We start from the raw sequence: 22,261 nt of genomic DNA on the forward strand, positions 1-22,261 counted from the left end.
CACCGGACGACTGCCGGAGGAGGGAGGGGCCGGGTGCCCCTGTGGTTGTGGGCCGTGGACCTCGTCCTGGCCGCGATCGCCCTCAGCGTGCTCCTGCTGGCGGTGCTGGTGCTGCGGCGCCGGTACCTGGCGCGCCGGCTCGGTGCGTTCGACCTGAGCATCAACAAGCGCGACGCGGCGTCGGCCCAGGGCTGGACCCTGGGCCTCGCCGTGTACCGGGGCAGCACGCTGGAGTGGTACCGCACGTTCTCGCTGCGGATGCGCCCCGCCTACCGCTTCACGCGCGACGCGATGCTGGTCGACGGCCGGCGCGAGCCGGTCGGGGGAGAGGTGCACGCGATCCACGACGGCCACGTGGTCGTCGCGACCGACAACGGGACCGCCGTGCGTCAGCTGGCGCTGACGCCTGCGGCGCTGACCGGTCTGCTCGCGTGGCTCGAGGCGTCGCCCCCCGGTCGCAGCGTCAGCACGGTCGTCTGACGGCGCGGGACCGGACAGGCCTGGACGATCGGCCCGCCGCGTCGCCCAGGAGGTTGACGTCGCCCCAGGACTAGGCGACGATGACTCACACGAGCCATGCCCGGACGTCCCGGGTTCCCCCGATGGAACAGGTAGCCACCATGAACCGCACCCTCAAGCGCCTCGTCGTCGCGACCTTCGCCTCGGCGGTCGCCGTCCTCCCGCTCTCGATGCCCGCGCAGGCCGACACCGGTACCAAGCCGGCCGCCACCAAGGTCGTCAAGGGCGACAGCACCGGCGGCGCGACCACCCAGCGCGCGATCGACTGGGAGTGAGCCCAGCACCACGCTGACCTGACCGTCGCCCACGTCCCTTCCCCAGGGACGTGGGCGACGGTGCGTCCGGGCGGGTGCAGCGGCAGTTCGGCTCAGCGCTCTCCGCCGGGCACCCACAACACGTCGCCGACCTCGCGGTTGGCGTAGCGGCCGAGGATGAACAGCAGGTCGCTCAGCCGGTTGAGGTAGCGCGCGGTGAGCGGGTTCATCGTCGGACCGTGCACCTCGATGGCGGCCCACGCGGACCGTTCGGCCCGTCGGGTCACGGTGCGCGCCACGTGCAGCGCCGACGCCGAGCGGGTGCCGCCTGGGAGGATGAAGGAGCGCAGCTTCTCGAGGCGCTCGTTGTAGTCGTCGCACCAGTGCTCCAGCCGGTCGACGTAGTCCGGCTCGACACGCAGCGGCGGGTGCTCCGGGTTCTCCACGACGGGGGCGCCGAGGTCGGCGCCGACGTCGAACAGGTCGTTCTGGACGTGACGCACGATCCGCACGACGTCGTCCTCGAGCTCGTCGAACGACAGCGCGAGGCCCAGCTGGCTGTTGGCCTCGTCGACGTCGGCGTAGGCGACCAGTCGCAGGTCGTTCTTCGACGTACGGCTGAAGTCGACGAGGTTCGTCGTGCCGTCGTCTCCGGTGCGGGTGTAGATGCGCGTCAGGTTGACCATGGCCTCACCCTAGGCCGTGGCGCCGGGCCCGGCTGGACGCGAGAGCGACGTCAGAGGCGTGTGAGGTGGGTCGCGTGGCTCACAGAGTCTGCCACGTCACGTTACGGCGCGGTAACCTGACGGGCATGCCTGACAAGTCTGCGCCCGACCGCCCCTGGGTGATGCGCACGTACGCCGGTCACAGCTCCGCGGCGGAGTCCAACGCTCTGTACCGCAAGAACCTCGCGAAGGGCCAGACCGGGCTCTCCGTCGCGTTCGACCTGCCGACCCAGACCGGGTACGACCCCGACCACGTGCTCTCGCGCGGCGAGGTCGGCAAGGTGGGCGTGCCGATCCCGCACCTCGGGACCATGCGCCGGCTGTTCCAGGACATCCCGCTCGGCGAGATGAACACGTCGATGACGATCAACGCCACGGCCATGTGGCTGCTGGCGATGTACCAGGTGGCCGCCGAGGAGCAGGGCGTCGAGCCCGCGCAGCTCGCGGGCACCACGCAGAACGACATCATCAAGGAGTACCTGTCGCGCGGCACGTACGTCTTCGGCCCGGCGCCCTCGCTGCGGCTGACGACCGACATGATCGCCTACACGGTCAACACGATCCCCAAGTGGAACCCGCTCAACATCTGCAGCTACCACCTGCAGGAGGCGGGCGCCACGCCGACGCAGGAGATCGCCTACGCGCTCAGCACGGCCATCGCCGTCCTCGACGCCGTGAAGGACTCCGGACAGGTCGACGACGCCGACTTCGAGAAGACGGTCGGGCGGATCTCCTTCTTCGTCAACGCCGGGGTGCGCTTCATCGAGGAGACCTGCAAGATGCGGGCCTTCGGCCAGCTGTGGGACGAGATCACGCGGGACCGCTACGGCGTCACCGACCCGAAGATGCGGCGCTTCCGCTACGGCGTGCAGGTCAACTCCCTCGGCCTGACCGAGGCGCAGCCCGAGAACAACGTCCAGCGCATCGTGCTGGAGATGCTCGGCGTCACGCTCAGCAAGAACGCCCGCGCGCGTGCGGTGCAGCTGCCCGCCTGGAACGAGGCGCTCGGACTCCCGCGTCCGTGGGACCAGCAGTGGTCGCTGCGACTGCAGCAGGTGCTCGCCTACGAGTCCGACCTGCTGGAGTACGACGACATCTTCGAGGGCTCGCACGTGATCGAGGCCAAGGTCGCGGAGATCATCGAGGGCGCGAAGGCCGAGATCGACCGCGTGCAGGCCATGGGCGGTGCGGTCGCGGCGGTCGAGTCGGGCTACATGAAGTCCGAGCTCGTCGCCTCCCACGCTGCCCGGAGGGCCCAGATCGAGGCCGGCGAGCTCAAGGTCGTCGGCGTCAACAGCTACACCGAGACCGAGCCGTCGCCGCTGACGTCCGACCTCGACGCGGCCATCATGGTCGCCGACCCGCAGGCAGAGGCGAACGCGATCGCCGACGTCCAGGCGTGGCGCGACCAGCGCGACCAGGCCGAGGTCGACCAGGCCCTCGAGCGGCTGCAGTCCGAGGCCAAGACCGACACCAACCTCATGGAGGCCACGCTGGCGGCCGTACGCGCCGGCGCGACCGTGGGTGAGTGGGCGGGTGCGCTGCGCGAGGTCTTCGGCGAGTACCGGGCGCCCACGGGCGTGTCCGGTGCGGTCGGCGTGGCCGAGGCCGGCGCCGAGCTCACCGCCGTGCGCGAGCGCGTGGCGCGGACGGGGGAGGAGCTGGGCACCCGCCTGCGCTTCCTCGTCGGCAAGCCGGGACTCGACGGTCACTCCAACGGCGCGGAGCAGATCGCCGTCCGTGCCCGCGACGTGGGCTTCGAGGTCGTCTACCAGGGCATCCGGCTCACGCCCGAGCAGATCGTGTCGGCCGCAGTCGCTGAGGACGTGCACGTGGTCGGCCTGTCGATCCTGTCGGGCTCGCACATGGAGCTCGTGCCCGACGTCCAGCGCCGGCTTCTCGACGCCGGCATGGACGACGTGCCCCTCATCGTGGGCGGGATCATCCCGGACTCCGACGGCCGCCGTCTGGAGGCCGACGGCATCGCCGCGGTCTTCACGCCGAAGGACTTCGGCATGACCGACATCATGAGCCGCATCGTCGACGAGGTCCGCAAGGCCCACGGGCTCGAGGTCTGAGACCGGGACGTGACGAGGCCCCGCACCGTGCGCGGTGCGGGGCCTCGTGCCGTCGTCAGTTGAGGACGCGGAAGTCCTCGGGCAGCCTGCCGCCGGCCTCGACGTCGCGGGCGAGGTCCTGCAGGGCCATGAGGGCGACCGACTGGGTGAACGGTCCGTAGGAGACCCGGGCCACGCCGAGCTCTTGCTGCCGGGCGAGCGGCACCGAGCCCGGGTAGCCGATGGTGGTGAGGCGCTGCGGTCCCCACGCGTCGACCAGGGTGCTGATGTCGTCCTCGGAGAGCGGACCAGGCACGAAGACGACGGGGGCGCCCGCCTCGATGAAGGCCTTCCCGCGCTGGACGGCGTCGGCGATGACCTCGTCGTGCGGACGGTCGCCGGCCTGCGCGACGACGTCGGTGCGGGCATTGAGCACGAACGGGACGCCCTCGGCCTCGCCGGCCCGCACGACGGCCTCGACCGCGGCGACGGCCTCGGCGAGCGGCTTCTGCTGGTCCTCGAGGTTGGCGCCGACCGCCCCGACGCCGATCGCCTTCCGAGCGGTCTCGCCAGGGTCGCCGTAGCCCGCCTCGAGGTCGGCGCTGACGGGGAGGTGGGTGTTCGCGACGATCAGCCCGATCGCGGCGATCATCTCGTCGACGGGGATGTTCTCCCCGTCCTCGTAACCGTGGGAGGCCGCGATGGAGTGGCTCGCGGTGGCGAGGGCACGGGTGCCCTCGACCTCGGTCACGACGCGGGCGGTGATGGCGTCCCACACGTTGACGACGGTGAGCAGCTCCGGAGCGGTGTGCAGGTCGAGCAGGGTCTGGGCACGGGTCGAGAGGTCCATGGCCCTGACGCTAGGACAGGGGAGCGGGCCCCACCAGCCGAGTCCCGGGAGCCGGACGTCAGGCGGCGCGCAGGCTGGAGCCGGACGACTTCTTGCCCTTCTTCTGGGCCTTCTTCTCGGCCTTCTTCAGGGCTTTCTTCTTCGCCTTCTTCTTGGCCTTCTTCTTCGCTGCCTTCTTGGAGGACTTCTTGTCCTTCTTCTCCAGCGGCAGGACGGTCCCGTCGTCGTCGATGCGCACGAGGCGGCGACGCTTGACGCCGTACCCGTCGGGGAGGGTGCCTTCCTTCAGCATGCGCAGGGGGCAGCGCTTGCACCGCGTCTTGCTGACGCAGCACTTCTTCTTCGGGAGCTTCGACACGAGCAGATCCTAGCGCCGCCGCCCTCGCCCCGCCCGGGTCGCGACGTCGCGGCCCAGGCGGTGCGGTCAACGCTGGAAGTGGTGCAGGTCGGCGAACCCGAGCCAGCGGAAGCCGTGGCGGCGGAGCACGGCGACGACCGGGTCGTTCGCGCCTCGGTAGGTGATGGCGGCGGGCGTGGTGCGCCGCTGCCACGTGCTGTTGGGCGTCCACCCGTAGCCCGACGCGAACGGGTTCTCCCACGGGTTGATGTCGATCGAGTTCCCGTACGCGTGGGGGCTGCGGGTGCCGGGTCGACCGACCACCTGCCGGCAGTTGAAGCCGGAGGTGTTGTCGGCGCGCATGGAGGCGTAGTCGTCGGCGCCGCGCAGGGCACTGCTCCACCCGAACCGGTCGACGCGGTACATCGACCGGATGGGTGCCCGCATGCGGAACAGATCGGTGAACACGGCAGCGGTGGCACGGGCGTGCTGGGCGTGGACGACGATCTCGCCGCGGCGGACGTAGCCGTCGAAGGCCCAGTAGCTGACGCGGACGACGCGCAGCTGGTCGCGGCCCACGGGGCAGCCCGCGTGCCAGCTGCGCCCCCGCATCGAGCGCCACATCGCCGTCGGGATGCGCGAGACCGTGGCGTCAGCACTCACGCGTGGTGCACGCGGCTGGGCGGCCAGGCGGATGCGAGGTCCGGGCGTGCCCTTCGGCAGCCGGATGACGGATCCGGGAGGCCGGTTGTCGACGTAGACCGAGCTGGAGCGGGTGGGCAGCACGGTGCTGGTGCCGAAGGAGCGCACCCGCCAGCGACCGTCGTAGCGGGGCTTGACGAAGGTCGATCCTTTGCCGTTGCGCAGGGTCACGGTGCCGGACCGGACCCACGTGCGGGTGCCGGAGCGGCGGAACTCCACGGCCAGGCGAGCGCTCACGGCACGCCCGTCGACGGTGCGCCACGAGGCAGCCACCTTCGCCTTCCTGTAGTCGGTGACCGCCTTCGGCATCGCGATCCGCGCGGTGCTGGGTGCCGCGGCTCCGACGACGTCGGCCGGCGCGGACGCAGCCACGACCGCACCGGCGTCGACGAGCTCCACGCGCACCGTGGTGCGTCCCGCCGCAGCAGGCACCCTCGCGGTGAACCTGCCGTCGCTCCCGGTGACCACGCTGGTCCCTGCGAGTGCGGTCCACCGGTCGCCCGAGCGTCGAGCGACGCGGAGGGCGCTGGTCGGGCTCGCACCGTCGACCCGACCGGCCAGCGCCGCGGTGGTGCGGGCCCAGACCCGCACCGTGGTCACGTCGAGCGTGACGGTGGGGCTCGGCGTCGTGGGTGGTGGATCGGTCGGCTCCGGCTCGACGGGGTCGGGCTCGGTGGTCGGCTCCGGTGTCGGGTCGGGGGACGGCTCGCTGGTCGTCGTGACTGTCGGGTCGGGGGACGGCTCGGCCGCCGTGCTGGCCCGCGCCGCCGCGGTGGGCGTGACGAGGACGGTCGTGAGGAGGATCACCAGGAACCGGCGCATGCCTCACCGTAGGACCGCTCCCGCCAGAACGCGCGTCGAGGAGCGGGGCGGCCGTCGGTCGCCTCGTCCACTGAGGCAATACCCTCCAGGGATGGTCGTGCCAACAGGAGACGAGAGTGCTGTCTGGGCGCGCGCCTTCCCTGCCCGTCTGGCCGACGATGTCGCGGTCGTCGTCGCTGCGCTCTCGGCCGCCTCGCACGGAACCTCGGCTCACACGATCGATTCGCCACGGCGTCCTCGTGGGATCGTGGTGGACGGAGAGGTCGTGGAGATCCCTGCTCGGCAGTATCACGGGGGCATGGACGCTCCAGACCGCGCCCGGCTCACGTCCACGCAGCTCGGTGTCGCAGCATGCATACACTCACGCCACCACGACGGCCGCGAGCGTCAGGCGTGGCTCCCGTCGCTGCTCACCTTCGACGAGCCGTGCGCCTCGCCCTTCATCGTCCAGCTCCTCGGCGAGTACGTCGTCGAGATCGTCACCGAGATCGAGTCGACGCTCAGGTCGGGAAGTACTGCAGCGTCGACGATCGAGAGGCTGGTGGCGTTCATGGAGGAGAACGCTCCGTTCGTGGCGCGCACGCGTGACCGCGCTCGAAGCTACTGGTGGAAGTACCACACGTACGCCTACGCGACGTTCGCTGACTACCCGGCGGCGAGGGCGCTCGACCTTCTCGCGGGCCGCGTGCTTGGCGTCTCGTCCGAGAAGAGGCGCACCTAGGGTTCGTCATGCCACGCGGTGCGTCGTAGTCGACCACGACGCACTGGATACCGCTGTCTCTGCGAGCCGGGCGGGACTGCCGGTTGACCTCCTGGGCGGCGAAGACGTCGTGCACAGAGCCGCTCTGGGTCGCGGTCCGCGTGGTCCGGGTAGCGTCAGCTTCTCGACGCCTCAGATGCAGTCGTCGACCGTCGCGTCGAGCATCATGCCTTCCATGCGTCGACCCACACCTGCTCGGGTGAGTCGAGGTCGTCGGACTTCAGCGCGACTCGGATGCCGGTCGACGTGGGGAACCCCTCCGCGACCGTGTTCTCGTCCGCATCCCCGATCCACAGTCGCCCCGTCGGGGTGGCGAGCCAGCCCTCGAAGACGATCGTGCATCCGTCGTCGACGTCAGGCGGGTCGGACCACAGCCGAACGGTGACGGTCGCTTCGGCCCACTCGAAGTCCCCTTCGAACGACTCGATGTCCTGCGCGTGGCGAACGGGCACGATGATCCCCTTCTCGTTCGCCGACACCCCACCGCTGGGATCGACGTCCGGTATCTCTCCTCCGAGGTCGGGGTCGGACACGATCGCGATGCCCCAGTGCCATGGGCGAGTGACGTCGACCGTGGCAAGGGGTTGCATGGCATGGAGCCTAGAAGAGGCGCAGCGAGGGATCGTCGATGCCGCGCAGTGCGTCGTAGTCGACGACGACGCACTGGATGCCGCGGTCCTCGGCGAGGGTGCGGGCCTGCGGCTTGATCTCCTGCGCGGCGAAGATGCCCCGGACGGGCCGCAGCTGCGGGTCGCGGTTCATGAGCTCCAGGTAGCGCGTCAGCTGCTCGACGCCGTCGATCTCGCCGCGCCGCTTGATCTCCACGGCGACCGAGGCGCCCGCGTCGTCGCGGCACAGCAGGTCGACCGGACCGATCGCCGTCATGTACTCACGGCGCACGAGCGTCATGCCGACGCCGAGCGTGGTGGTGTGCTCGGCGAGCAGCTCCTGCAGGTGCTTCTCGACACCGTCCTTGCGCAGCCCCGGATCCACGCCGAGGTCGTGCTGGGAGTCGTGCAGCACCTCATCGACGAGGATGCGCAGCGTGTCGTCGGTCTTGCCTGCCTGCACGGTCCACTCGACCCGGCCGTCCTCGGCCGTGCCCTCCTTGAGGGTGCACGGCGGGCTCATCCAGTTCAGCGGCTTGTACGACCCGCCGTCGGAGTGCACGAGCACCGAGCCGTCCGCCTTCACCATGATCACCCGGGTGGCCATGGGCAGGTGGGCCGTGAGCCGCCCGGCGTAGTCGACCTGGCAGCGCGCGACGAGGAGACGCACTACTGCTGCCGGACCAGCGTGCCGAGACGGAACACGAGAGTCCCGTCCTTCACGGTGCCGCGATCGGTGTTGCCGTCGGCGCCCATCAGCTGCACGACGCCGTCGGAGACCTCGTAGTCGCCCGTGCGGAACTTCGGCACGCCCTGGAAGTCCTCGGTGAACGTGCCGTCCGCGGAGAAGGTGACGGTCCAGTCCTTCGCGTCGTCGCGCCAGGTGCCCGCCAGGTCGGCCGCGGTGGCCGGGTTCTCGGTCGGCGCGGCCGACGAAGGCGACGCCGAGGGTGCGGATGAGGATGCGCTGGGGGAGGGCGAGGAGCCCTCCGGCGTGCCCGGGCCGTCGTCCGTCCCGCAGGCCGCGACGGTCACGAGGACGAGGGCGGCGACCCCCGTGGCGCGGCTCATACGTCGATTCATAGGACAGTCCTCCCGTAGATCCTGATCGGACGCTAGTGTGTCACGACCCCGTAGTTACCTAGGAGTAGGCATGCAGGAGATCGTGGACCGTCTGACGGCCGACGACCGTGGCGCGCAGATCGCCCGGACACTGGTGTACCCGTACCTCAACCACGCCGCCTCGATGTACGAGAGCGGCTACGCGACGAAGGACGACATCGACGCCTCGATGCGGTTCGGGTGCGGCTACCCGGTCGGACCCCTGGCGCTCGTCGACGCGCTCGGTGCCGCGACCGTCGTGGAGGGTCTGCGCGAGCAGCATGCCTCCACCGGCGACCCGCTGCACGATCCCGCGCCGGTCCTCGTCAAGCTCGCCGAGGCCGGTTCGACCTTCGAGTCCGCCGCCGCGGACGGCGGAGCCACCCCGGCCCCGCAGAAGCACCACCCCGTCGGCAAGGTCGGCGTCGTCGGCACCGGCACCATGGCCTCCGGCATCGTCGAGGTCTTCGCCAAGGCCGGTCACGAGGTCGTCTTCGTCGGCCGCACCGACGACAAGGTCGCGGCGGTCCAGGCCCGCATCGAGAAGAACCTCGACCGCGCCATCGCCAAGGGTCGTCTCACCGAGGACGAGAAGTCCGACGTGATCGGTCGCCTCACCGCCGCGACCGACCGCCACGCGCTCGACGACGTCGACATCGTCGTCGAGGCGATCGCCGAGGACATCGACGTCAAGCTCGAGCTCTTCCGCGACCTCGACCGGATCACGAAGCCAGGTGCCATCCTCGCCACGACGACGTCGTCGCTGTCGATCGGGACGTGCGCCGAGGCCACGTCGCGCCCGCAGGACGTCGTCGGCATGCACTTCTTCAACCCGGCGCCCGTCATGAAGCTGGTCGAGGTCGTCTCGGCCGACAGCACGTCGCCCGAGGTCGCCGAGACGGTGAAGGCCCTGTGCCTCGACGTCGCCAAGCACCCGGTGTCCTGCGGCGACCGCGCGGGCTTCATCGTCAACGCCCTGCTGTTCCCGTACCTGAACGACGCCGTGAAGCTGCACGAGGCCGGCGGCGGCAGCCTCGAGGAGATCGACACGGCGCTCAAGGAGACCAAGCTGCCGATGGGTCCGTTCGAGCTCCTCGACGTCGTCGGCAACGACGTCTCGCTGGCCATCGAGCAGACGCTGGTGAGCACCTTCGGCCACGACGGGTGGACGCCCGCGCCCACCCTCGAGCGTCTCGTCGCCGAGGGCAAGCTCGGTCGCAAGACCGGCGAGGGCTTCCACACCTACTGAGCACCATCGCGTGAGCAGGGGCGTCCGGGTCTCCCGGGCGCCCCTGACCGCGTTCGGGCAGGTCCACTGAACGGACCGTCGGGTAACTCCGCTCGACACCAGTCGTTGATGCTCTCGCGACGGTCATCGGATCGACGCGGACGAACGACGGGAGCACCCGTGACGACGATCGACCTGGCGAGGCGCGGCAGCCACCTCGTGCGCAGCTCGGTGCTGTCGTTCGTCGTCTCCTTCGTGCCCGCCGTGGTCGTCGCGGAGGAGGTGGTGGGCCCGCCCTCGGAGCCCGACCACCAGCAGGTCGTGCTCTGCGACCACGGTCCCTGCGACGCCGACCGACCGTCGGCGGCGGCTGCGGCCATGGTCGACCAGCTCGTGGGGCAGGGCCTGCGGTGCACCGTGCGACCCCGACTCACGGACACCGTGGTCGTGGAGTGGTTGAGCGGAGAGGCGGCCGTGCTGCCGTTCGACGACGCGCTCGACGTCGCAGCGCACCGGCGGGGCTGGTTGCGCTCGTACTGCGTGCCCGACGCCGCCCGGTAGTCTCGCGCGGGTGTCCCGTCGACGTCCGCCCCGCCGTCCCCGCGGGCCTGCGTCAGCCTCGGCGCCACCGCCGGTGGAGAGCAAGCGCGACGGTGACTGGCACGTCCGTCGTGTGACTGGTTCGAGCGCGCGCAGCACCTACACGTGTCCCGCCTGCCACCGACCTATCCCGCCCGCGACGCCCCACGTGGTGGTGTGGCCCGTGCAGAAGGCGCTGCTCAGCGCGGACGCCGTCGACGAGCGTCGGCACTGGCACACCGCGTGCTGGACGCGCCAGCCCTAGGGCCTCAGGGTCCCAGGGGAGGACGATGCGGCGGGGCTCGCCGGCAGCTCAGCCGGCTGCCGGGGTGCGGGGCTCCTCGCCGGTCTCGTCCGCCGTCGCGTCGTCCGCAGCGGCGTCCGACGCCGCAGCAGGTGCCGGCGCGGCGGCGACGGCGTCGCCGGCGAACGAGGCGACGATGTCGCGCAGCTGACCCATCTGGGCGAGGATGCCCTCGCGGCGACGCTGCAGCTCGTCCACCTCGGCGCGCAGGGCGCGCGTCTCGCGCTCGACGTCGGTCGTGGCGGCCGCTCGCTGGTGCTCGGCGTCCGCGCGCGCGTTGGCGACCAGCGACGCGGCCTCCTTGCGGGCGTTCTCGATGATGCCGGCCGCCTCGGCAGCAGCCGACTCCTTCGCCGCGTTCGCCTTGGCCATGAGCCCACGTGCCCGCTCGTCGGCCGCAGCGGCACGGGTCTCGGCGTCGGTGACGAGCTTCGCAGTCTGCTCGGTGGCGGCGGCGTGGTTCTCGGAGGCCTCGCGCGCGAGCCGCTCCTTCTCCACGGCCAGGACGCGGCGAGCCTCGGTGACCTCGCGGTCGGCTGCGGCGCGGGCCTGCTCGACCTCGCGCGTCGCGCCGAGACGCATGTTCTGGGCGTCCTGCTCGGCGGCGAGACGGATCTGTGCGGCCTCACGGTCGGCCTGGGCGCGCACGTCGTCGGCGTGCGCCGCAGCCTCGGCGCGTCCGGCCTCGGCCTCGGTGAGGACCTCGCGACGCTTCTCCTCGATCTCCACGACGGCCCGGCCGCGGGTCTCCTCGGCCTCCTTCGCGGCGACCGTCCGGACGAGGGTGGCCTCCTCCTCGGCGATCTTCAGCGTCTCCTCGGCCTCGCGGCGGGCGCGGCTGCGGATCTCCTCGGCCTCCTGCTCGGCGAGCTGCAGCAGCTGGGCGGCGTGACCGCCCAGGCCTGCGTAGGAGGGCCGCTCGATCGACTCGACCCGCTCGCGCAGCTGCTCGACGATGTCGTGCAGCTCGTCGTTCTCCTCCTGCAGCGCCTGGACCGCGGCTGCGGCCTTCTGCAGCTCGGCGGTCTGGGTGCGGACCCAGGCGTCGACCGCGTCGCTGTCGTAGCCGCCGCGACGGGCGAGGGGGAACGCAGCCTCGGCGGACTTGCGCGCCGCGTCGAAGATGGACAAACCGGACTGCTCTTCGGCCATGCCGCTGTGCTCCCTGTCGGTTCGGGGGGGGTGTGCTGGAGGTCGTGCTGGGACGCCGGTGGGCGCGGCGTGCGCTGCTGCGCCGGCCGCGGTGTGCGACGTCGTCCACCATACCCAGGCGGGGCGACGACGCAGCGACGACGCGGGCGCGTGCCGGACGTCCGTGCTGTGACGTCGACGCCCCGACGCGACGAGGGCCCGGACGCGGTGCGTCCGGGCCCTCGACGGGGTGCGTGCGTGCGCGGGTCAGATACCGCGGAAGCGGTTGATCGCGTCGAGGTGCCGCGCGCGGAACTCCTCGTTGCGCACGCCCAGGCCCTCCTCGGGTGCCAGCGCGAGCACGCCGACCTTGCCCTGGTGGAGGTTGTGGTGCACGTCGAGGGACGCCTGGCCCACGTCCTCGAGCTTGTACGTCTTCGACACGGTCGGGTGGATCTTGCCCTGCGCGATGAGTCGGTTGGCCTCGAAGGCCTCGCGGTAGTTCGCGAAGTGGCTGGAGACGATCCGCTTGAGGTTCATCCAGAGGTAGCGGTTGTCGTACTCGTGCATGAAGCCCGTGGTCGACGCGCAGGTCGTGATCGTGCCGCCCTTGCGGGTGACGTAGACCGACGCGCCGAAGGTCTCGCGACCGGGGTGCTCGAAGACGATGTCGATGTCCTCGCCGCCGGTCAGCTCACGGATCTTCTTGCCCAGGCGCTGCCACTCCTTGGGGTTCTGCCGGGTGCCGTCCTCGTTCCAGAACTTCCAGTTCTCCTCGGAACGGTTGATGACGTGCTCGGCGCCCATGCTGCGCACGATCTTGGCCTTCTCCTCGTTGGAGACGACGCAGATCGGGTTGGCGCCACCGTTGAGCGCGTACTGCGTGGCGAAGCCGCCGAGCCCTCCGGACGCGCCCCAGATCAGGACGTTGTCGCCCTGCTTCATGTTGCCGCCGTTCTTGGACACGAGCTGGCGGTAGGCCGTCGCGTTGACGAGGCCGGGGGACGCGGCCTCCTCCCACGTGAGGTGGTCCGGCTTCGGCAGGAGCTGGTTGGACTTCACGAGCGCGATGTGGGCGAGGCCGCCGAAGTTCGTCTCGAAGCCCCAGATGCGCTGCTGCGGGTCCATCATCGTGTCGTCGTGGCCCGCCGGGTCCTCGAGCTCGACCGACAGACAGTGCGCCACGACCTCGGCGCCCGGCTTCCACTGCGTGACGCCGGGACCCGTGCGCAGCACGACGCCGGCGAGGTCGGAGCCGACCACGTGGTAGGGCAGGTCGTGGCGCTTGGTGAGCGGCGACAGCTTGCCGTAGCGCTCGAGGAAGCCGAAGGTCGAGACGGGCTCGAAGATCGACGTCCAGACGGTGTTGTAGTTGATGGCGCTGGCCATGACGGCGACGAGCGCCTCGCCCGGGCCCAGCTCGGGCAGGGCCACGTCCTCGACGTGGATCGACTTGCGCGGGTCCTTGTCGCGGCTGGCGACGCCCTCGAACATGTCCACCTCGTCCTTGTGGACGGTGGCGGCGGTGTAGTGGTCGGGGATCTCCAGGTTGGCGAAGTCCTCGCCCGCCGTGTCTCCGGCGAGGATCGCATCGAGGATGTGCTGCACGGGGCCTCCAGTGGTGGGTGTTCCGGCGCTCGGTCCGGCACGGGTTTCGGCGATGTTACCGAGACGTAGCCTTCTGCGTCCCGTCTCGCGCATGTGGATCAGGTCACGCCGGGCGGGGGCCCGGCGCGAGGGCGGCACGGAGCGCCGCGACGACGTCAGTGGCCGGTGGCCGCGGGCTGGACCAGCTCGACGAGCACGCCGCCGGCGTCCTTCGGGTGCACGAAGTTGACCCGGCTGTCGGAGGTGCCGCGCTTCGGCTGGTCGTACAGGAGGCGGACGCCCCGGTCGCGCAGGATCGCCGACACCGCGTCGATGTCGGTCACCCGGTAGGCGAGCTGCTGGACGCCCTGGCCGTTGCGCTCGAGGAACTTCGCGATGGTCGAGCTGTCGTCCAGCGGCGCGAGCAGCTGGATGCACGAGCCCGAGTCGCCGACCGCCAGCATCGCCTCGCGCACGCCCTGCTCCTCGTTCACCTCCTCGTGGATCGACTTCAGGCCGAAGACCGAGGAGTAGAAGGCGAGCGCCTCGTCGAGGTCGGGGACGGCGATGCCGACGTGGTCGATCGCGACGAGCAGGTGGTCGGGGACGACGGAGGAGGAGGTCATGGGAGGCAGCGTAGAGGAGCGTGCAGCCGGGCGCGGGCCGGTCGTCCGAGATCGAACGTAGTGTCGATAGTCCACGGAGGGCGGAGGTCGGATGCACGTCGAGATGCGCATGCTGCGGGCGCTGGTGATGGTCGAGGCGCAGGGTTCCATCGGGGGTGCGGCGCAGGCGCTGGCGTTCTCACCGGCTGCCGTCAGTGCCCATCTGCACGCCCTGGAGAAGGTGTGCGGGACGCGTCTGGTCGAGCGCACGGGCTCGGGGACGCGGCTCACGTCCGCGGGACGGCGAGCCGTGCCGATCGCTCGGCTCATCCTGGTCGCCGCGCAGGAGCTCGAGCGGCTGGAGGCGTCGGCGCGGTCCGGGCCGGCCGTGCCGGGGTCGCAGGGCCGACGTCCGGCCGGCGACGGCCGCAGGAGGTCACGTCACGACGCCGCGGGCAGCGGTCGCTCGGCGGCCACTACCAGGAAGCGAGGGACTTCTCAAGAGGAGTCCTAGAGATCGTGAATCTCGTTGTCCTGCGAGGGTCCGCTGCTCTTGGCTCGATGCTGCGCGGTCGAGCAGGCCGCCCGATCGTCGGGTCGAGCCCTGCTCCGTACCGGCGCGCACGGACGAGGCCGGGACGGCCGCCGCGGAGCCAGGGGAGGGGGAGTCGCCGTGCATCTCGACCTGCGGATGCTGCGCGCCCTCGTGGCGGTCGACCAGATCGGCTCCTTCACCGACGCCGCCCGGGTCCTGAGGTTCTCCACACCGGCCGTGAGCGCGCAGGTGCAGGCGCTCGAGAAGGGCTGCGGCACGCGCCTGGTCCACCGCCGGGGATCGCGGGTCGTGCTCACCGAGGCCGGGCGACGGGCCGTGCCTCTCGCCCGCCTCATGCTGGCCGCGGCGCGCGAGCTCGAGCACATCGGCGACGCGTCCTCCGACCGTGGGCTCGGCACGAGGACGTTCTCGGTGGGCCCCGAGGACGCGTGAGGCGCGACGGGAGGAGCGGTGCCGTGCCCGCGACGTCGTGACGTGACGCACACCCCGGGACCACGGATGTGACTCGCGAGTAGAGTGACCCGCACCCCACCACCTGTGTCCATGCAAGGGAGCAACCCCATGACCCAGTCCGTGATCGTCGCCGGCGCCCGCACGCCGATCGGTCGCCTCCTCGGCGGCCTCAAGACGCTGTCCGGCACCGACCTCGGTGGCATCGCCATCAAGGGTGCCCTCGAGAAGGCCGGCATCACCGGCGACCAGGTCGACTACGTGATCATGGGCCAGGTCCTCGGCGCCGGCGCCGGGCAGGTCCCCGCCCGGCAGGCTGCGTTCAAGGGCGGCATCCCGCTCGACGTCCCCGCGCTCACCATCAACAAGGTCTGTCTCTCCGGCATCAACGCGATCGCGCTGGCCGACCAGCTGATCCGTGCGGGCGAGTACGACGTCGTCGTCGCCGGCGGTCAGGAGTCGATGACGCAGGCGCCGCACCTGCTCCAGGGCTCGCGCGAGGGCACCAAGTACGGCAAGACCACCCTGCTCGACCACATGGAGTACGACGGCCTGTGGGACGCGCTGACCGACCAGGCGATGGGCGCGCTCACCGAGCAGCGCAACGCCGACCTCGACGCGTTCACGCGTGAGGAGCAGGACGCCTTCGGTGCCCGCTCGCACCAGCTCGCGGCCACCGCGCAGAAGAACGGCGTCTTCGACGAGGAGATCGTCCCCGTCGAGATCCCGCAGCGCAAGGGCGACCCGGTCGTCGTCTCCGCCGACGAGGGCGTCCGCGGCGACACCACCGCCGAGTCGCTCGGTCGGCTGCGTCCGGCGTTCTCCAAGGACGGCACCATCACCGCCGGCACGGCCAGCCAGATCTCCGACGGCGCCGCCGCCGTCGTGGTGATGAGCAAGGCGAAGGCCGAGGAGCTGGGTCTGAGCTGGATCGCCGAGATCGGCGCGCACGGCAACGTGTCGGGCCCCGACTCCACGCTCCAGGAGCAGCCCGCGAACGCGATCGAGAAGGCGCTCGCCAAGCAGGGCAAGACCGCTGCCGACCTCGACCTGGTGGAGCTCAACGAGGCGTTCGCCGCGGTGGGCATCGCGTCCACGCGCAAGCTCGGCATCTCCGAGGACATCGTCAACGTCAACGGCGGCGCGATCTCCCTCGGTCATCCCATCGGCATGAGCGGCGCGCGCATCGTGCTGCACCTGGCGCTGGAGCTCAAGCGTCGCGGCGGTGGCCTCGGTGCAGCCGCGCTGTGCGGTGGCGGCGGCCAGGGCGACGCCCTGCTGATCACGGTGCCGTCCGCCTGACGCCGACCAGCCCTCACCGACCGCCCGTGGCTGCCTCGCGCCTGCGCGCACCCGACGTCGCCGACCTCGTCGCGCGACTACGCGAGGGGCAGCCCCGGGCGGTCGCCCGTCTCATCTCCCTCGTGGAGGACGAGTCACCTGTCCTCCGCGAGGTCAGTGCGGCGCTCGCGCCCCTCGTGGGCCGGGCGCACGTGGTCGGCCTCACCGGCTCGCCCGGCGTCGGCAAGTCGACGTCGACGGCCGCCCTGGTCACGGCGCTGCGCGCACGCGGCAAGCGCGTGGGCGTGCTGGCCGTGGACCCGACGTCTCCATTCACGGGCGGCGCGCTGCTCGGCGACCGGATCCGCATGGGCGACCACGCCACGGACGACGGCGTCTACATCCGCTCGATGGCCAGCCGTGGGCACCTCGGCGGGCTGTCGTGGGCCGCGCCGCACGCGCTGAGGGTGCTCGACGCGGCCGGCTGCGACGTCGTGCTCGTCGAGACGGTGGGTGTGGGACAGTCGGAGGTCGAGGTGGCGGGGCTCGCCGACACGACGCTCGTCCTGCTCGCGCCCGGCATGGGCGACGGCATCCAGGCTGCGAAGGCCGGCATCCTCGAGGTCGGCGACGTGTTCGTCGTCAACAAGGCCGACCGCGACGGTGCGCAGTCCACCCGCCGCGAGCTGCGCTCCATGGTCGCCATGGCCGAACGTCCCGAGGGTGCCTGGAAGCCGCCGATCGTGCTCACCGTCGCGTCACGGGGCGAGGGCATCGACGACGTCGTCACCGAGATCGACCGTCACCGCGCCCACCAGGAGGCCTCGGGAGACCTGCGTCGTCGTCGGCTCGCCCGCACCCGACGCGAGATCGAGGCGGTCGCCGTGCACGAGCTGCGGGAGCGGTTCGGGCACGTGGGCGCCGACGCGAGGCTCGACGACCTCGCCGCCGACGTGCTCGCGGGCGACCAGGACCCGTTCGCGGCCGCGGACGTGCTGCTCGACGTCGTCCAGTGAGTCCACGACACGTCCCGGACTGACGTGGGACGGGCCACGCCGGGCGCGCCTGCCGGGTCGTGAGGCCCGGCTGGGGTAGGAATGGTGCCGTGCTGAAGAAGGTCCTCGTTCTCCTCGTCGCCGCGTTCGTGGTCTACTACCTGTTGACCGCGCCCGCCGGCGCTGCCGACGCGGTCAGCGGTGCGGTCAACGCGGTCATCGACGCCTTCGGGCAGGTCTTCATCTTCGTCGACGAGCTCACCCGGTAGTCCCGTGCTGGGCAGCTCCGCGCTGGCCGCCCTGCTGGCGCGGATCCCGGACCAGGACGTCGAGGGTCACCTCCTCGCCGAGGAGGGTGAGCACGTCATCGACCTCGTGCGCAAGCACGGCGTCGTGTACCTGCGTCCTGCGGCGATCGCGCTGGCCGCGCTGCTCGTCGGCGTGCTGGCGTTCGTCGGCCCCATCCAGCTCGGCTGGTTCTTCCTGCTGCTGGCGGCCGGTGGGCTCGGGTACGCGCTCTACGGCGTCGCCCGTGAGCACCGAGACGTCTTCGTCATCACCAACATGCGCGTCTTCCGCGCCTCGGGCGTCTTCTCGGTCCGCATCGCGACGATGCCGATCACCCGCATCCTCGACATCACGGTCGAGAAGCCGTTCGTGGGGCGCGTGCTGGGCTACGGGCACTTCGTGTTCGAGTCCGCCGCGCAGGCACAGGGGCTGCGCGACATCCGCTACATCGGCGACCCCGACGAGCGCGACCTGACGATCCAGCGGGTCGTGCAGCGTGCCGGGCTGCGCGGGCCGCGCCCGGACGGTCCGCGGCCCCTCCACGACGGGCGCTGACGCACCCGACCGTTGGACGTCGCGGACGGCAGGGGGAGCCGCCGGGGGCGAGTTCCTAGGATGGGGCCATGAGCTTCTCGCGCCCTGGTGCCATCGACCTCTCCGCCCTGGCCAAGCCGTCCGCCCCGCCGGCCGGTCCGTCGGGTCCCGGCGGTGGCTACACGGTCGACGTGTCGGAGCAGACCTTCCAGACCGTCGCGCTCGAGGCGTCGATGCAGCACGTCGTCGTGCTCGCCCTCTGGTCGCCCCGCGCACCCCAGAGCCGCGACTTCGTCGACCTCCTCGGCCGGGTCGTCGACACGCTCGAGGGACGGATCCTGCTGGCCGCGGTCGACATCGACGCCAACCCGGCGATCGCCCAGGCGCTGCAGGCGCAGGGCGTCCCGGTCGTCGTCGGTCTCGTGAAGGGCCAGCCGGTGCCCCTCTTCCAGGGCCTCGCCGAGGAGGCCGAGGTGCGCCAGTACCTCGAGCAGCTGGTGGCGCTCGCGGTGCAGAACGGGCTGACCGGACGGGCGACCCCGGCCGGTGGCGAGTCCGCCGAGCCGGAGGAACCCGCGGACGACCCCCGCTTCGCCGCTGCGGACGCGGCGTTCGCCGCGGGTGACACCGACACGGCCGTGGCCGAGTACGAGCGGCTCGCCCTGCAGCACCCCGGCGACGCCGAGGTCGCCGAGCGGCTGGCCGGCGTCAAGCTGTTCGCCCGCACCAAGGACGCAGACCTCCAGCAGGCTCGCAAGGCCGCCGCGGACGCCCCCGACGACGTGGACGCCCAGCTACTCGTCGCCGACCTCGACGTGAGCGGCGGACACGTGGAGGATGCGTTCGCCCGGCTCGTCGGGCTGGTCCGCACCGCGCACGGTGAGGACCGCGACCGGATCCGCGAGCGGCTCCTGGAGCTGTTCACGGTGGTGGGCACCACCGACCCCCGTGTCGCCGACGCGCGACGCGCCCTGGCGTCGGCGCTCTTCTGACGGCGAGCGCCTCGCCTGCGCGTTAGGGTGCGGCGACGGCAGCCGTGGGAGCGGCCACGGCGAGGAGGGGTGATGGCGCGACGTCTGGCCTGGCCGCTCGTCGTGGTCGGTCTTCTCCTCGCGCTCGCCGGAGCAGCCGTCATGGCGGTGCTCGGCCCCGACAGCCGGTTCACGACGGGTCCGCACACGGTCCGGACCGACGGCGTCGCCGTGGTCACGGCACCCGACGTCATCACCTACCGCGGACTCCAGGTCGACGTCCTGGTGGAGGTCCCGGTGAACAAGCCGGTGTTCGTCGGCCTCGGCAACACCGTCGACGTGCAGGACTACCTGGCCGGCACACGACGGCTCGAGGTCACCTCGTTCCGCGCGCCGTGGACGGTGCGCACGGCGGAGCGTCGGGGTCGAGCCGCGCTGCCCGGCGCGCCCACGGCCCTGGACTGGTGGATCGCGGACTCGGCTGGCCTCGGGGGTGCGTCGATCAGCACGACCCTGCCCGACACGCCGGTCTCGCTCGCGATCCTCGCCGTCGGCGCCTCGGACCTCTCGGGCCTGCGGGTCACGTTCGCCTACGGCGTGCGGGGCGGCTTCGGCCTCGGTCTCGGCGCGCTGCTCGGCGGACTGGGACTCATCTGGTCGGGCCTGCTCCTGCGGCGCGGACCGTCGGCGTCGTCCGGCGGTCTGCGACGTCCGTGGCGCGAGCGCGGTGACGGACCGCTCGAGGTGGGGGAGGAGGTCGAGGTCGTGGAGGAGGAGGTCTACGTGTTCGTCGACGAGCGCGGGGTCGAGCACGAGATCACGGCCGAGGAGGCGGCGCGCCTGCAGGAGCGTCTGGCCGCCGACGCGCTCGAGCCGACCGGCCCCGACCCCACCAGCCCCGACTCCATCAACCCCGACTCCATCAGCCCCGACTCCACCCACCCCGATCCGGCCGGCCCCGACCTGGACAGCGCGGGCAACGCGGCCGTCGAGGTGCCGCCCCCGGCGGTCGTCTACGTGTTCGTCGACGAGGACGGCGTGGAGCACGAGGTGTCCGAGGAGGAGCTCGCCGACTACGAGCTCGTCGACGACGAGCTGGCGGACGACGAGAGGCGGGACCGATGAGCCGACGGTCCGCACCCTTCGTGCTGCTGCTGGCCTGCGTGCTGGCCCTGACGTCCTGCACCGTGCCGCGCCCCCGCGACGACCGACCCGCGTCGACGGTCCCGATCGACCGCGCTGGGGTGGAGCAGGTGCTGAGCCGCTACGACCAGGTCCGGGAGGCGGCCGCGAAGCTGCTCGACCCCAAGCCGCTGTCGACGGTCGAGAGCGGCGCGGTGCTCGCGATCGACACCGGGTCCTTCGACGTCGCGCAGCGCCTCTCGCGCGGCGTGGGGTCCGACGGCACCTCCGACCAGGTCGAGCGGCTCGCGGTGCCTCGGTTCACTGCCTACCCGCTCTGGTTCGTCGTCGAGGTGCGCGACCGGGCTGCGAAGGTCAACCGCGTGCAGGTCTTCGAGCGCGGGTCGGCCGTCGACCCCTGGTTCCTCGTGGCAAGCCCCGAGACGGTGCTGAGCACGCGTCTGCCCGACCTGCGGGAGCGCGACGGCGCGGCGCTGACGGTCGACCCCCGCAGCGCCACGGGCATGAGCATGTCGCCGCAGCAGGCCGCCGACCGCTACGCCGCCGCTCTCGAGGACCCGTCGACGGCAGCGGCGCGGACGATCGAGAACGACGACTTCCGTGCGCAGATGCGCACCGCGGCGCGACGCAACGCCGCGCTCGACGGCGTCCGGTTCGGGCAGACGTGGAAGGCCGAGAAGGTCACGCACGCGCTGCGGACCGCCGACGGCGGAGCGCTCGTCTTCGCCACCCTCGAGCGGGTCGACTCCTACCGCGTGCGCGACGGCATCCAGGTGACCTGGCCGGACGACTCGCCGCAGAAGGCGCTGCTGGAGTCGGGGGTCTCCTCGTCCGGGCGTCTGCGCTACCTGCACCAGGTGCTCGTCGAGATCCCCGGCGGGTCGGGGCGCCCCCGCGTCATCGGCCAGTACGGGGGCGTGGTGGAGGCCGAGGGGCCCTGAGGACTCAGACGACCGGCGGCTCGGGGGCGAGCGGCGCTTCCCGGTAGGGCGGGACGTCACCCCCGGCGAGAGCCTCCAGCAGCTCGGTCGCGGCAGCAGTCGCGCGCGTGCGGACGGTGTCGGCGTCGCACCAGTGCACCCCGGCGATCTCCGTCGGCTGCAGCGCCATGGTGTCGACGAGCGCGGCGTCGGCCACGCCCAGGTCGAACACGAAGACGCAGGCGTCGTCCCACCCGCGCCAGGCCGGGAGCCAGTTCACGGTGAGCAGACCGTGGACGGTCAGGGTGAGGCCGAGCTCCTCCTCCAGCTCGCGGACCAGCCCCTCCGAGGGCGACTCGCCGACCTCCACGACACCGCCGGGCAGGTCCCACTCCTGCTTGTAGGTGAGCTGGCAGAGCAGCACCCGACCTTCGCCGTCGCGCAGGACGCCCTGCGAGATGACCCGCTTCGTCGGCAGACCGGCGTTCAGCAGCGCGATGAAGCCGTCGCGGCTGTCGGCCGGCGGGTCGTCGCGCAGCCGGGCGAGCAGGGCGCGGTCGGGGGAGTCGCCGGCACCCCTGGCGATGCCCTCGCGTCGCAGCCCGCTGATCGACGCCGCGCGGACGTCGCCGGTGCGCTCGACCGGGACACGTGCCTCGACCCTCTGGAGCGCGAGGTCGTCGAACGCGTGCGCGAGCACCAGGCGCAGGGCACGCACGGCCAGGCCCAGCGACTGCTCGCCGGTGCCGGTGTTCCAGCGCACGGAGCCGGTGCCGCGGCCCTCGTCGAGCAGGGCGATCGTGCCGCGGCGCTCCCCGCCGACGACCACGGACCAGCCGCGCAGGCCGTCCGCGCCGCTCGTCGGCTCGAGGTGGAGGTCGTCGTCACGCAGGATGGCGGTCACGTCGTCACCGTACGCGGCCGGTCACCGGGACGCAGCGGGGTCCGGCGCGT

The 22,261-nt window shown here is 71.8% G+C and carries 26 protein-coding genes; 15 read left to right on the plus strand and 11 right to left on the minus strand.

The annotated features are described in order from the left end of the window. Nucleotides 1-33 precede the first annotated feature (33 nt). Together Aeryth_RS06725 and Aeryth_RS17895 are read left to right on the plus strand one after the other, a co-directional pair. Complete coding sequence (locus Aeryth_RS06725) at nt 34-480, plus strand: DUF2550 domain-containing protein (RefSeq protein WP_083516315.1); 447 nt, start codon at nt 34-36, stop codon at nt 478-480. A gap of 140 nt (nt 481-620) precedes the next feature. Then, complete coding sequence (locus Aeryth_RS17895) at nt 621-794, plus strand: hypothetical protein (RefSeq protein WP_158509190.1); 174 nt, start codon at nt 621-623, stop codon at nt 792-794. Between the two features lie 92 nt (nt 795-886). On the opposite strand, the gene Aeryth_RS06730 is transcribed toward Aeryth_RS17895, so the two are convergent. Then, nucleotides 887-1,459 (minus strand): cob(I)yrinic acid a,c-diamide adenosyltransferase, encoded by a 573-nt coding sequence (locus tag Aeryth_RS06730; protein WP_067856301.1) that lies wholly within the window; start codon nt 1,457-1,459, stop codon nt 887-889. A 125-nt stretch (nt 1,460-1,584) separates the two neighbouring features. Here Aeryth_RS06730 and Aeryth_RS06735 point away from each other — a divergent pair, with 125 nt between their 5' ends. Further along, on the plus strand, nt 1,585-3,576 hold the full coding sequence (locus Aeryth_RS06735; protein WP_067856304.1) for a protein meaA: 1,992 nt from the start codon (nt 1,585-1,587) through the stop codon (nt 3,574-3,576). Between the two features lie 55 nt (nt 3,577-3,631). Here Aeryth_RS06735 and Aeryth_RS06740 read toward each other — a convergent pair whose 3' ends face one another. The 3 genes from Aeryth_RS06740 to Aeryth_RS06750 form a co-directional block, all read right to left on the minus strand. Beyond that, entirely contained in the window at nt 3,632-4,405 is a 774-nt protein-coding gene (locus Aeryth_RS06740) for an isocitrate lyase/PEP mutase family protein (protein WP_067856307.1), read from the minus strand. 58 nt (nt 4,406-4,463) lie between these two features. After that, nucleotides 4,464-4,763, minus strand: a complete 300-nt coding sequence (locus tag Aeryth_RS06745) for a hypothetical protein (protein WP_067856309.1) — start codon at nt 4,761-4,763, stop codon at nt 4,464-4,466. 66 nt (nt 4,764-4,829) lie between these two features. Continuing rightward, nucleotides 4,830-6,266, minus strand: a complete 1,437-nt coding sequence (locus Aeryth_RS06750; RefSeq protein WP_067856312.1) for a M15 family metallopeptidase — start codon at nt 6,264-6,266, stop codon at nt 4,830-4,832. 298 nt (nt 6,267-6,564) lie between these two features. Between Aeryth_RS06750 and Aeryth_RS06755 the strand changes: the two genes are divergently transcribed. Further along, the gene (locus Aeryth_RS06755) at nt 6,565-6,987 is read left to right on the plus strand and encodes a hypothetical protein (protein WP_144433703.1); all 423 of its coding nucleotides are present in this window, start codon (nt 6,565-6,567) and stop codon (nt 6,985-6,987) included. 203 nt (nt 6,988-7,190) lie between these two features. Here Aeryth_RS06755 and Aeryth_RS06760 read toward each other — a convergent pair whose 3' ends face one another. The 3 genes from Aeryth_RS06760 to Aeryth_RS06770 all read right to left on the minus strand — a co-directional run bounded on the left by Aeryth_RS06760 (nt 7,191) and on the right by Aeryth_RS06770 (nt 8,705). Then, nucleotides 7,191-7,559 carry a hypothetical protein gene (locus Aeryth_RS06760; RefSeq protein ID WP_144433704.1) on the minus strand — a complete coding sequence of 123 codons (369 nt, stop codon included), beginning with the start codon at nt 7,557-7,559 and terminating at the stop codon, nt 7,191-7,193. Nucleotides 7,560-7,626: 67 nt separating this feature from the next. Then, nucleotides 7,627-8,304 carry an endonuclease NucS gene (gene nucS / locus Aeryth_RS06765; RefSeq protein ID WP_067856320.1) on the minus strand — a complete coding sequence of 226 codons (678 nt, stop codon included), beginning with the start codon at nt 8,302-8,304 and terminating at the stop codon, nt 7,627-7,629. Then, nucleotides 8,304-8,705 (minus strand): lipocalin-like domain-containing protein, encoded by a 402-nt coding sequence (locus Aeryth_RS06770; RefSeq protein ID WP_067856323.1) that lies wholly within the window; start codon nt 8,703-8,705, stop codon nt 8,304-8,306. The genes nucS and Aeryth_RS06770 overlap by 1 nt, the downstream gene beginning before the upstream one ends. An 82-nt stretch (nt 8,706-8,787) precedes the next feature. Here Aeryth_RS06770 and Aeryth_RS06775 point away from each other — a divergent pair, with 82 nt between their 5' ends. Continuing rightward, nucleotides 8,788-9,984: a 3-hydroxyacyl-CoA dehydrogenase NAD-binding domain-containing protein gene (locus Aeryth_RS06775; protein ID WP_067856326.1), complete on the plus strand. Its 1,197-nt coding sequence runs from the start codon at nt 8,788-8,790 to the stop codon at nt 9,982-9,984. A 159-nt stretch (nt 9,985-10,143) separates the two neighbouring features. Then, on the plus strand, nt 10,144-10,524 hold the full coding sequence (locus tag Aeryth_RS06780) for a hypothetical protein (protein ID WP_067856329.1): 381 nt from the start codon (nt 10,144-10,146) through the stop codon (nt 10,522-10,524). Between the two features lie 331 nt (nt 10,525-10,855). Here the strand turns inward: Aeryth_RS06780 and Aeryth_RS06790 are convergent, their stop codons facing one another. The 3 genes from Aeryth_RS06790 to mce form a co-directional block, all read right to left on the minus strand. Beyond that, the gene (locus Aeryth_RS06790) at nt 10,856-11,998 is read right to left on the minus strand and encodes a coiled-coil domain-containing protein (RefSeq protein ID WP_144433705.1); all 1,143 of its coding nucleotides are present in this window, start codon (nt 11,996-11,998) and stop codon (nt 10,856-10,858) included. Nucleotides 11,999-12,244: 246 nt separating this feature from the next. Continuing rightward, nucleotides 12,245-13,585: a crotonyl-CoA carboxylase/reductase gene (gene ccrA / locus Aeryth_RS06795; RefSeq protein ID WP_067856338.1), complete on the minus strand. Its 1,341-nt coding sequence runs from the start codon at nt 13,583-13,585 to the stop codon at nt 12,245-12,247. A 155-nt stretch (nt 13,586-13,740) separates the two neighbouring features. Continuing rightward, nucleotides 13,741-14,190: a methylmalonyl-CoA epimerase gene (gene mce / locus Aeryth_RS06800; protein ID WP_067856341.1), complete on the minus strand. Its 450-nt coding sequence runs from the start codon at nt 14,188-14,190 to the stop codon at nt 13,741-13,743. Nucleotides 14,191-14,281: 91 nt separating this feature from the next. Here mce and Aeryth_RS06805 point away from each other — a divergent pair, with 91 nt between their 5' ends. The 9 genes from Aeryth_RS06805 (at nt 14,282) to Aeryth_RS06840 (ending at nt 21,328) form a co-directional block, all read left to right on the plus strand. Then, nucleotides 14,282-14,683: a helix-turn-helix domain-containing protein gene (locus Aeryth_RS06805; RefSeq protein ID WP_067856343.1), complete on the plus strand. Its 402-nt coding sequence runs from the start codon at nt 14,282-14,284 to the stop codon at nt 14,681-14,683. Nucleotides 14,684-14,842: 159 nt separating this feature from the next. Then, nucleotides 14,843-15,157, plus strand: coding sequence for a LysR family transcriptional regulator (locus Aeryth_RS06810; protein WP_144433706.1), 315 nt, complete (start codon nt 14,843-14,845; stop codon nt 15,155-15,157). Between the two features lie 129 nt (nt 15,158-15,286). Then, entirely contained in the window at nt 15,287-16,477 is a 1,191-nt protein-coding gene (locus Aeryth_RS06815; protein WP_067856349.1) for an acetyl-CoA C-acetyltransferase, read from the plus strand. Between the two features lie 26 nt (nt 16,478-16,503). Next, complete coding sequence (gene meaB / locus Aeryth_RS06820; protein WP_236749840.1) at nt 16,504-17,472, plus strand: methylmalonyl Co-A mutase-associated GTPase MeaB; 969 nt, start codon at nt 16,504-16,506, stop codon at nt 17,470-17,472. 89 nt (nt 17,473-17,561) lie between these two features. Then, complete coding sequence (locus Aeryth_RS18060; protein WP_169795969.1) at nt 17,562-17,720, plus strand: hypothetical protein; 159 nt, start codon at nt 17,562-17,564, stop codon at nt 17,718-17,720. 4 nt (nt 17,721-17,724) lie between these two features. Continuing rightward, nucleotides 17,725-18,294 (plus strand): PH domain-containing protein, encoded by a 570-nt coding sequence (locus Aeryth_RS06825; protein ID WP_236749841.1) that lies wholly within the window; start codon nt 17,725-17,727, stop codon nt 18,292-18,294. Between the two features lie 68 nt (nt 18,295-18,362). After that, nucleotides 18,363-19,265, plus strand: coding sequence for a tetratricopeptide repeat protein (locus Aeryth_RS06830; protein WP_067856352.1), 903 nt, complete (start codon nt 18,363-18,365; stop codon nt 19,263-19,265). Between the two features lie 72 nt (nt 19,266-19,337). Further along, nucleotides 19,338-20,369 (plus strand): hypothetical protein, encoded by a 1,032-nt coding sequence (locus Aeryth_RS17900; protein ID WP_067856355.1) that lies wholly within the window; start codon nt 19,338-19,340, stop codon nt 20,367-20,369. Next, nucleotides 20,366-21,328: a DUF8094 domain-containing protein gene (locus tag Aeryth_RS06840; protein WP_067856358.1), complete on the plus strand. Its 963-nt coding sequence runs from the start codon at nt 20,366-20,368 to the stop codon at nt 21,326-21,328. The genes Aeryth_RS17900 and Aeryth_RS06840 overlap by 4 nt, the downstream gene beginning before the upstream one ends. Nucleotides 21,329-21,332: 4 nt before the next feature. On the opposite strand, the gene Aeryth_RS06845 is transcribed toward Aeryth_RS06840, so the two are convergent. After that, nucleotides 21,333-22,211, minus strand: a complete 879-nt coding sequence (locus Aeryth_RS06845; RefSeq protein WP_067856361.1) for an NUDIX domain-containing protein — start codon at nt 22,209-22,211, stop codon at nt 21,333-21,335. Nucleotides 22,212-22,261 lie beyond the last annotated feature (50 nt).

It is taken from the genome of Aeromicrobium erythreum (assembly GCF_001509405.1).
Taxonomy (GTDB): domain Bacteria; phylum Actinomycetota; class Actinomycetes; order Propionibacteriales; family Nocardioidaceae; genus Aeromicrobium; species Aeromicrobium erythreum.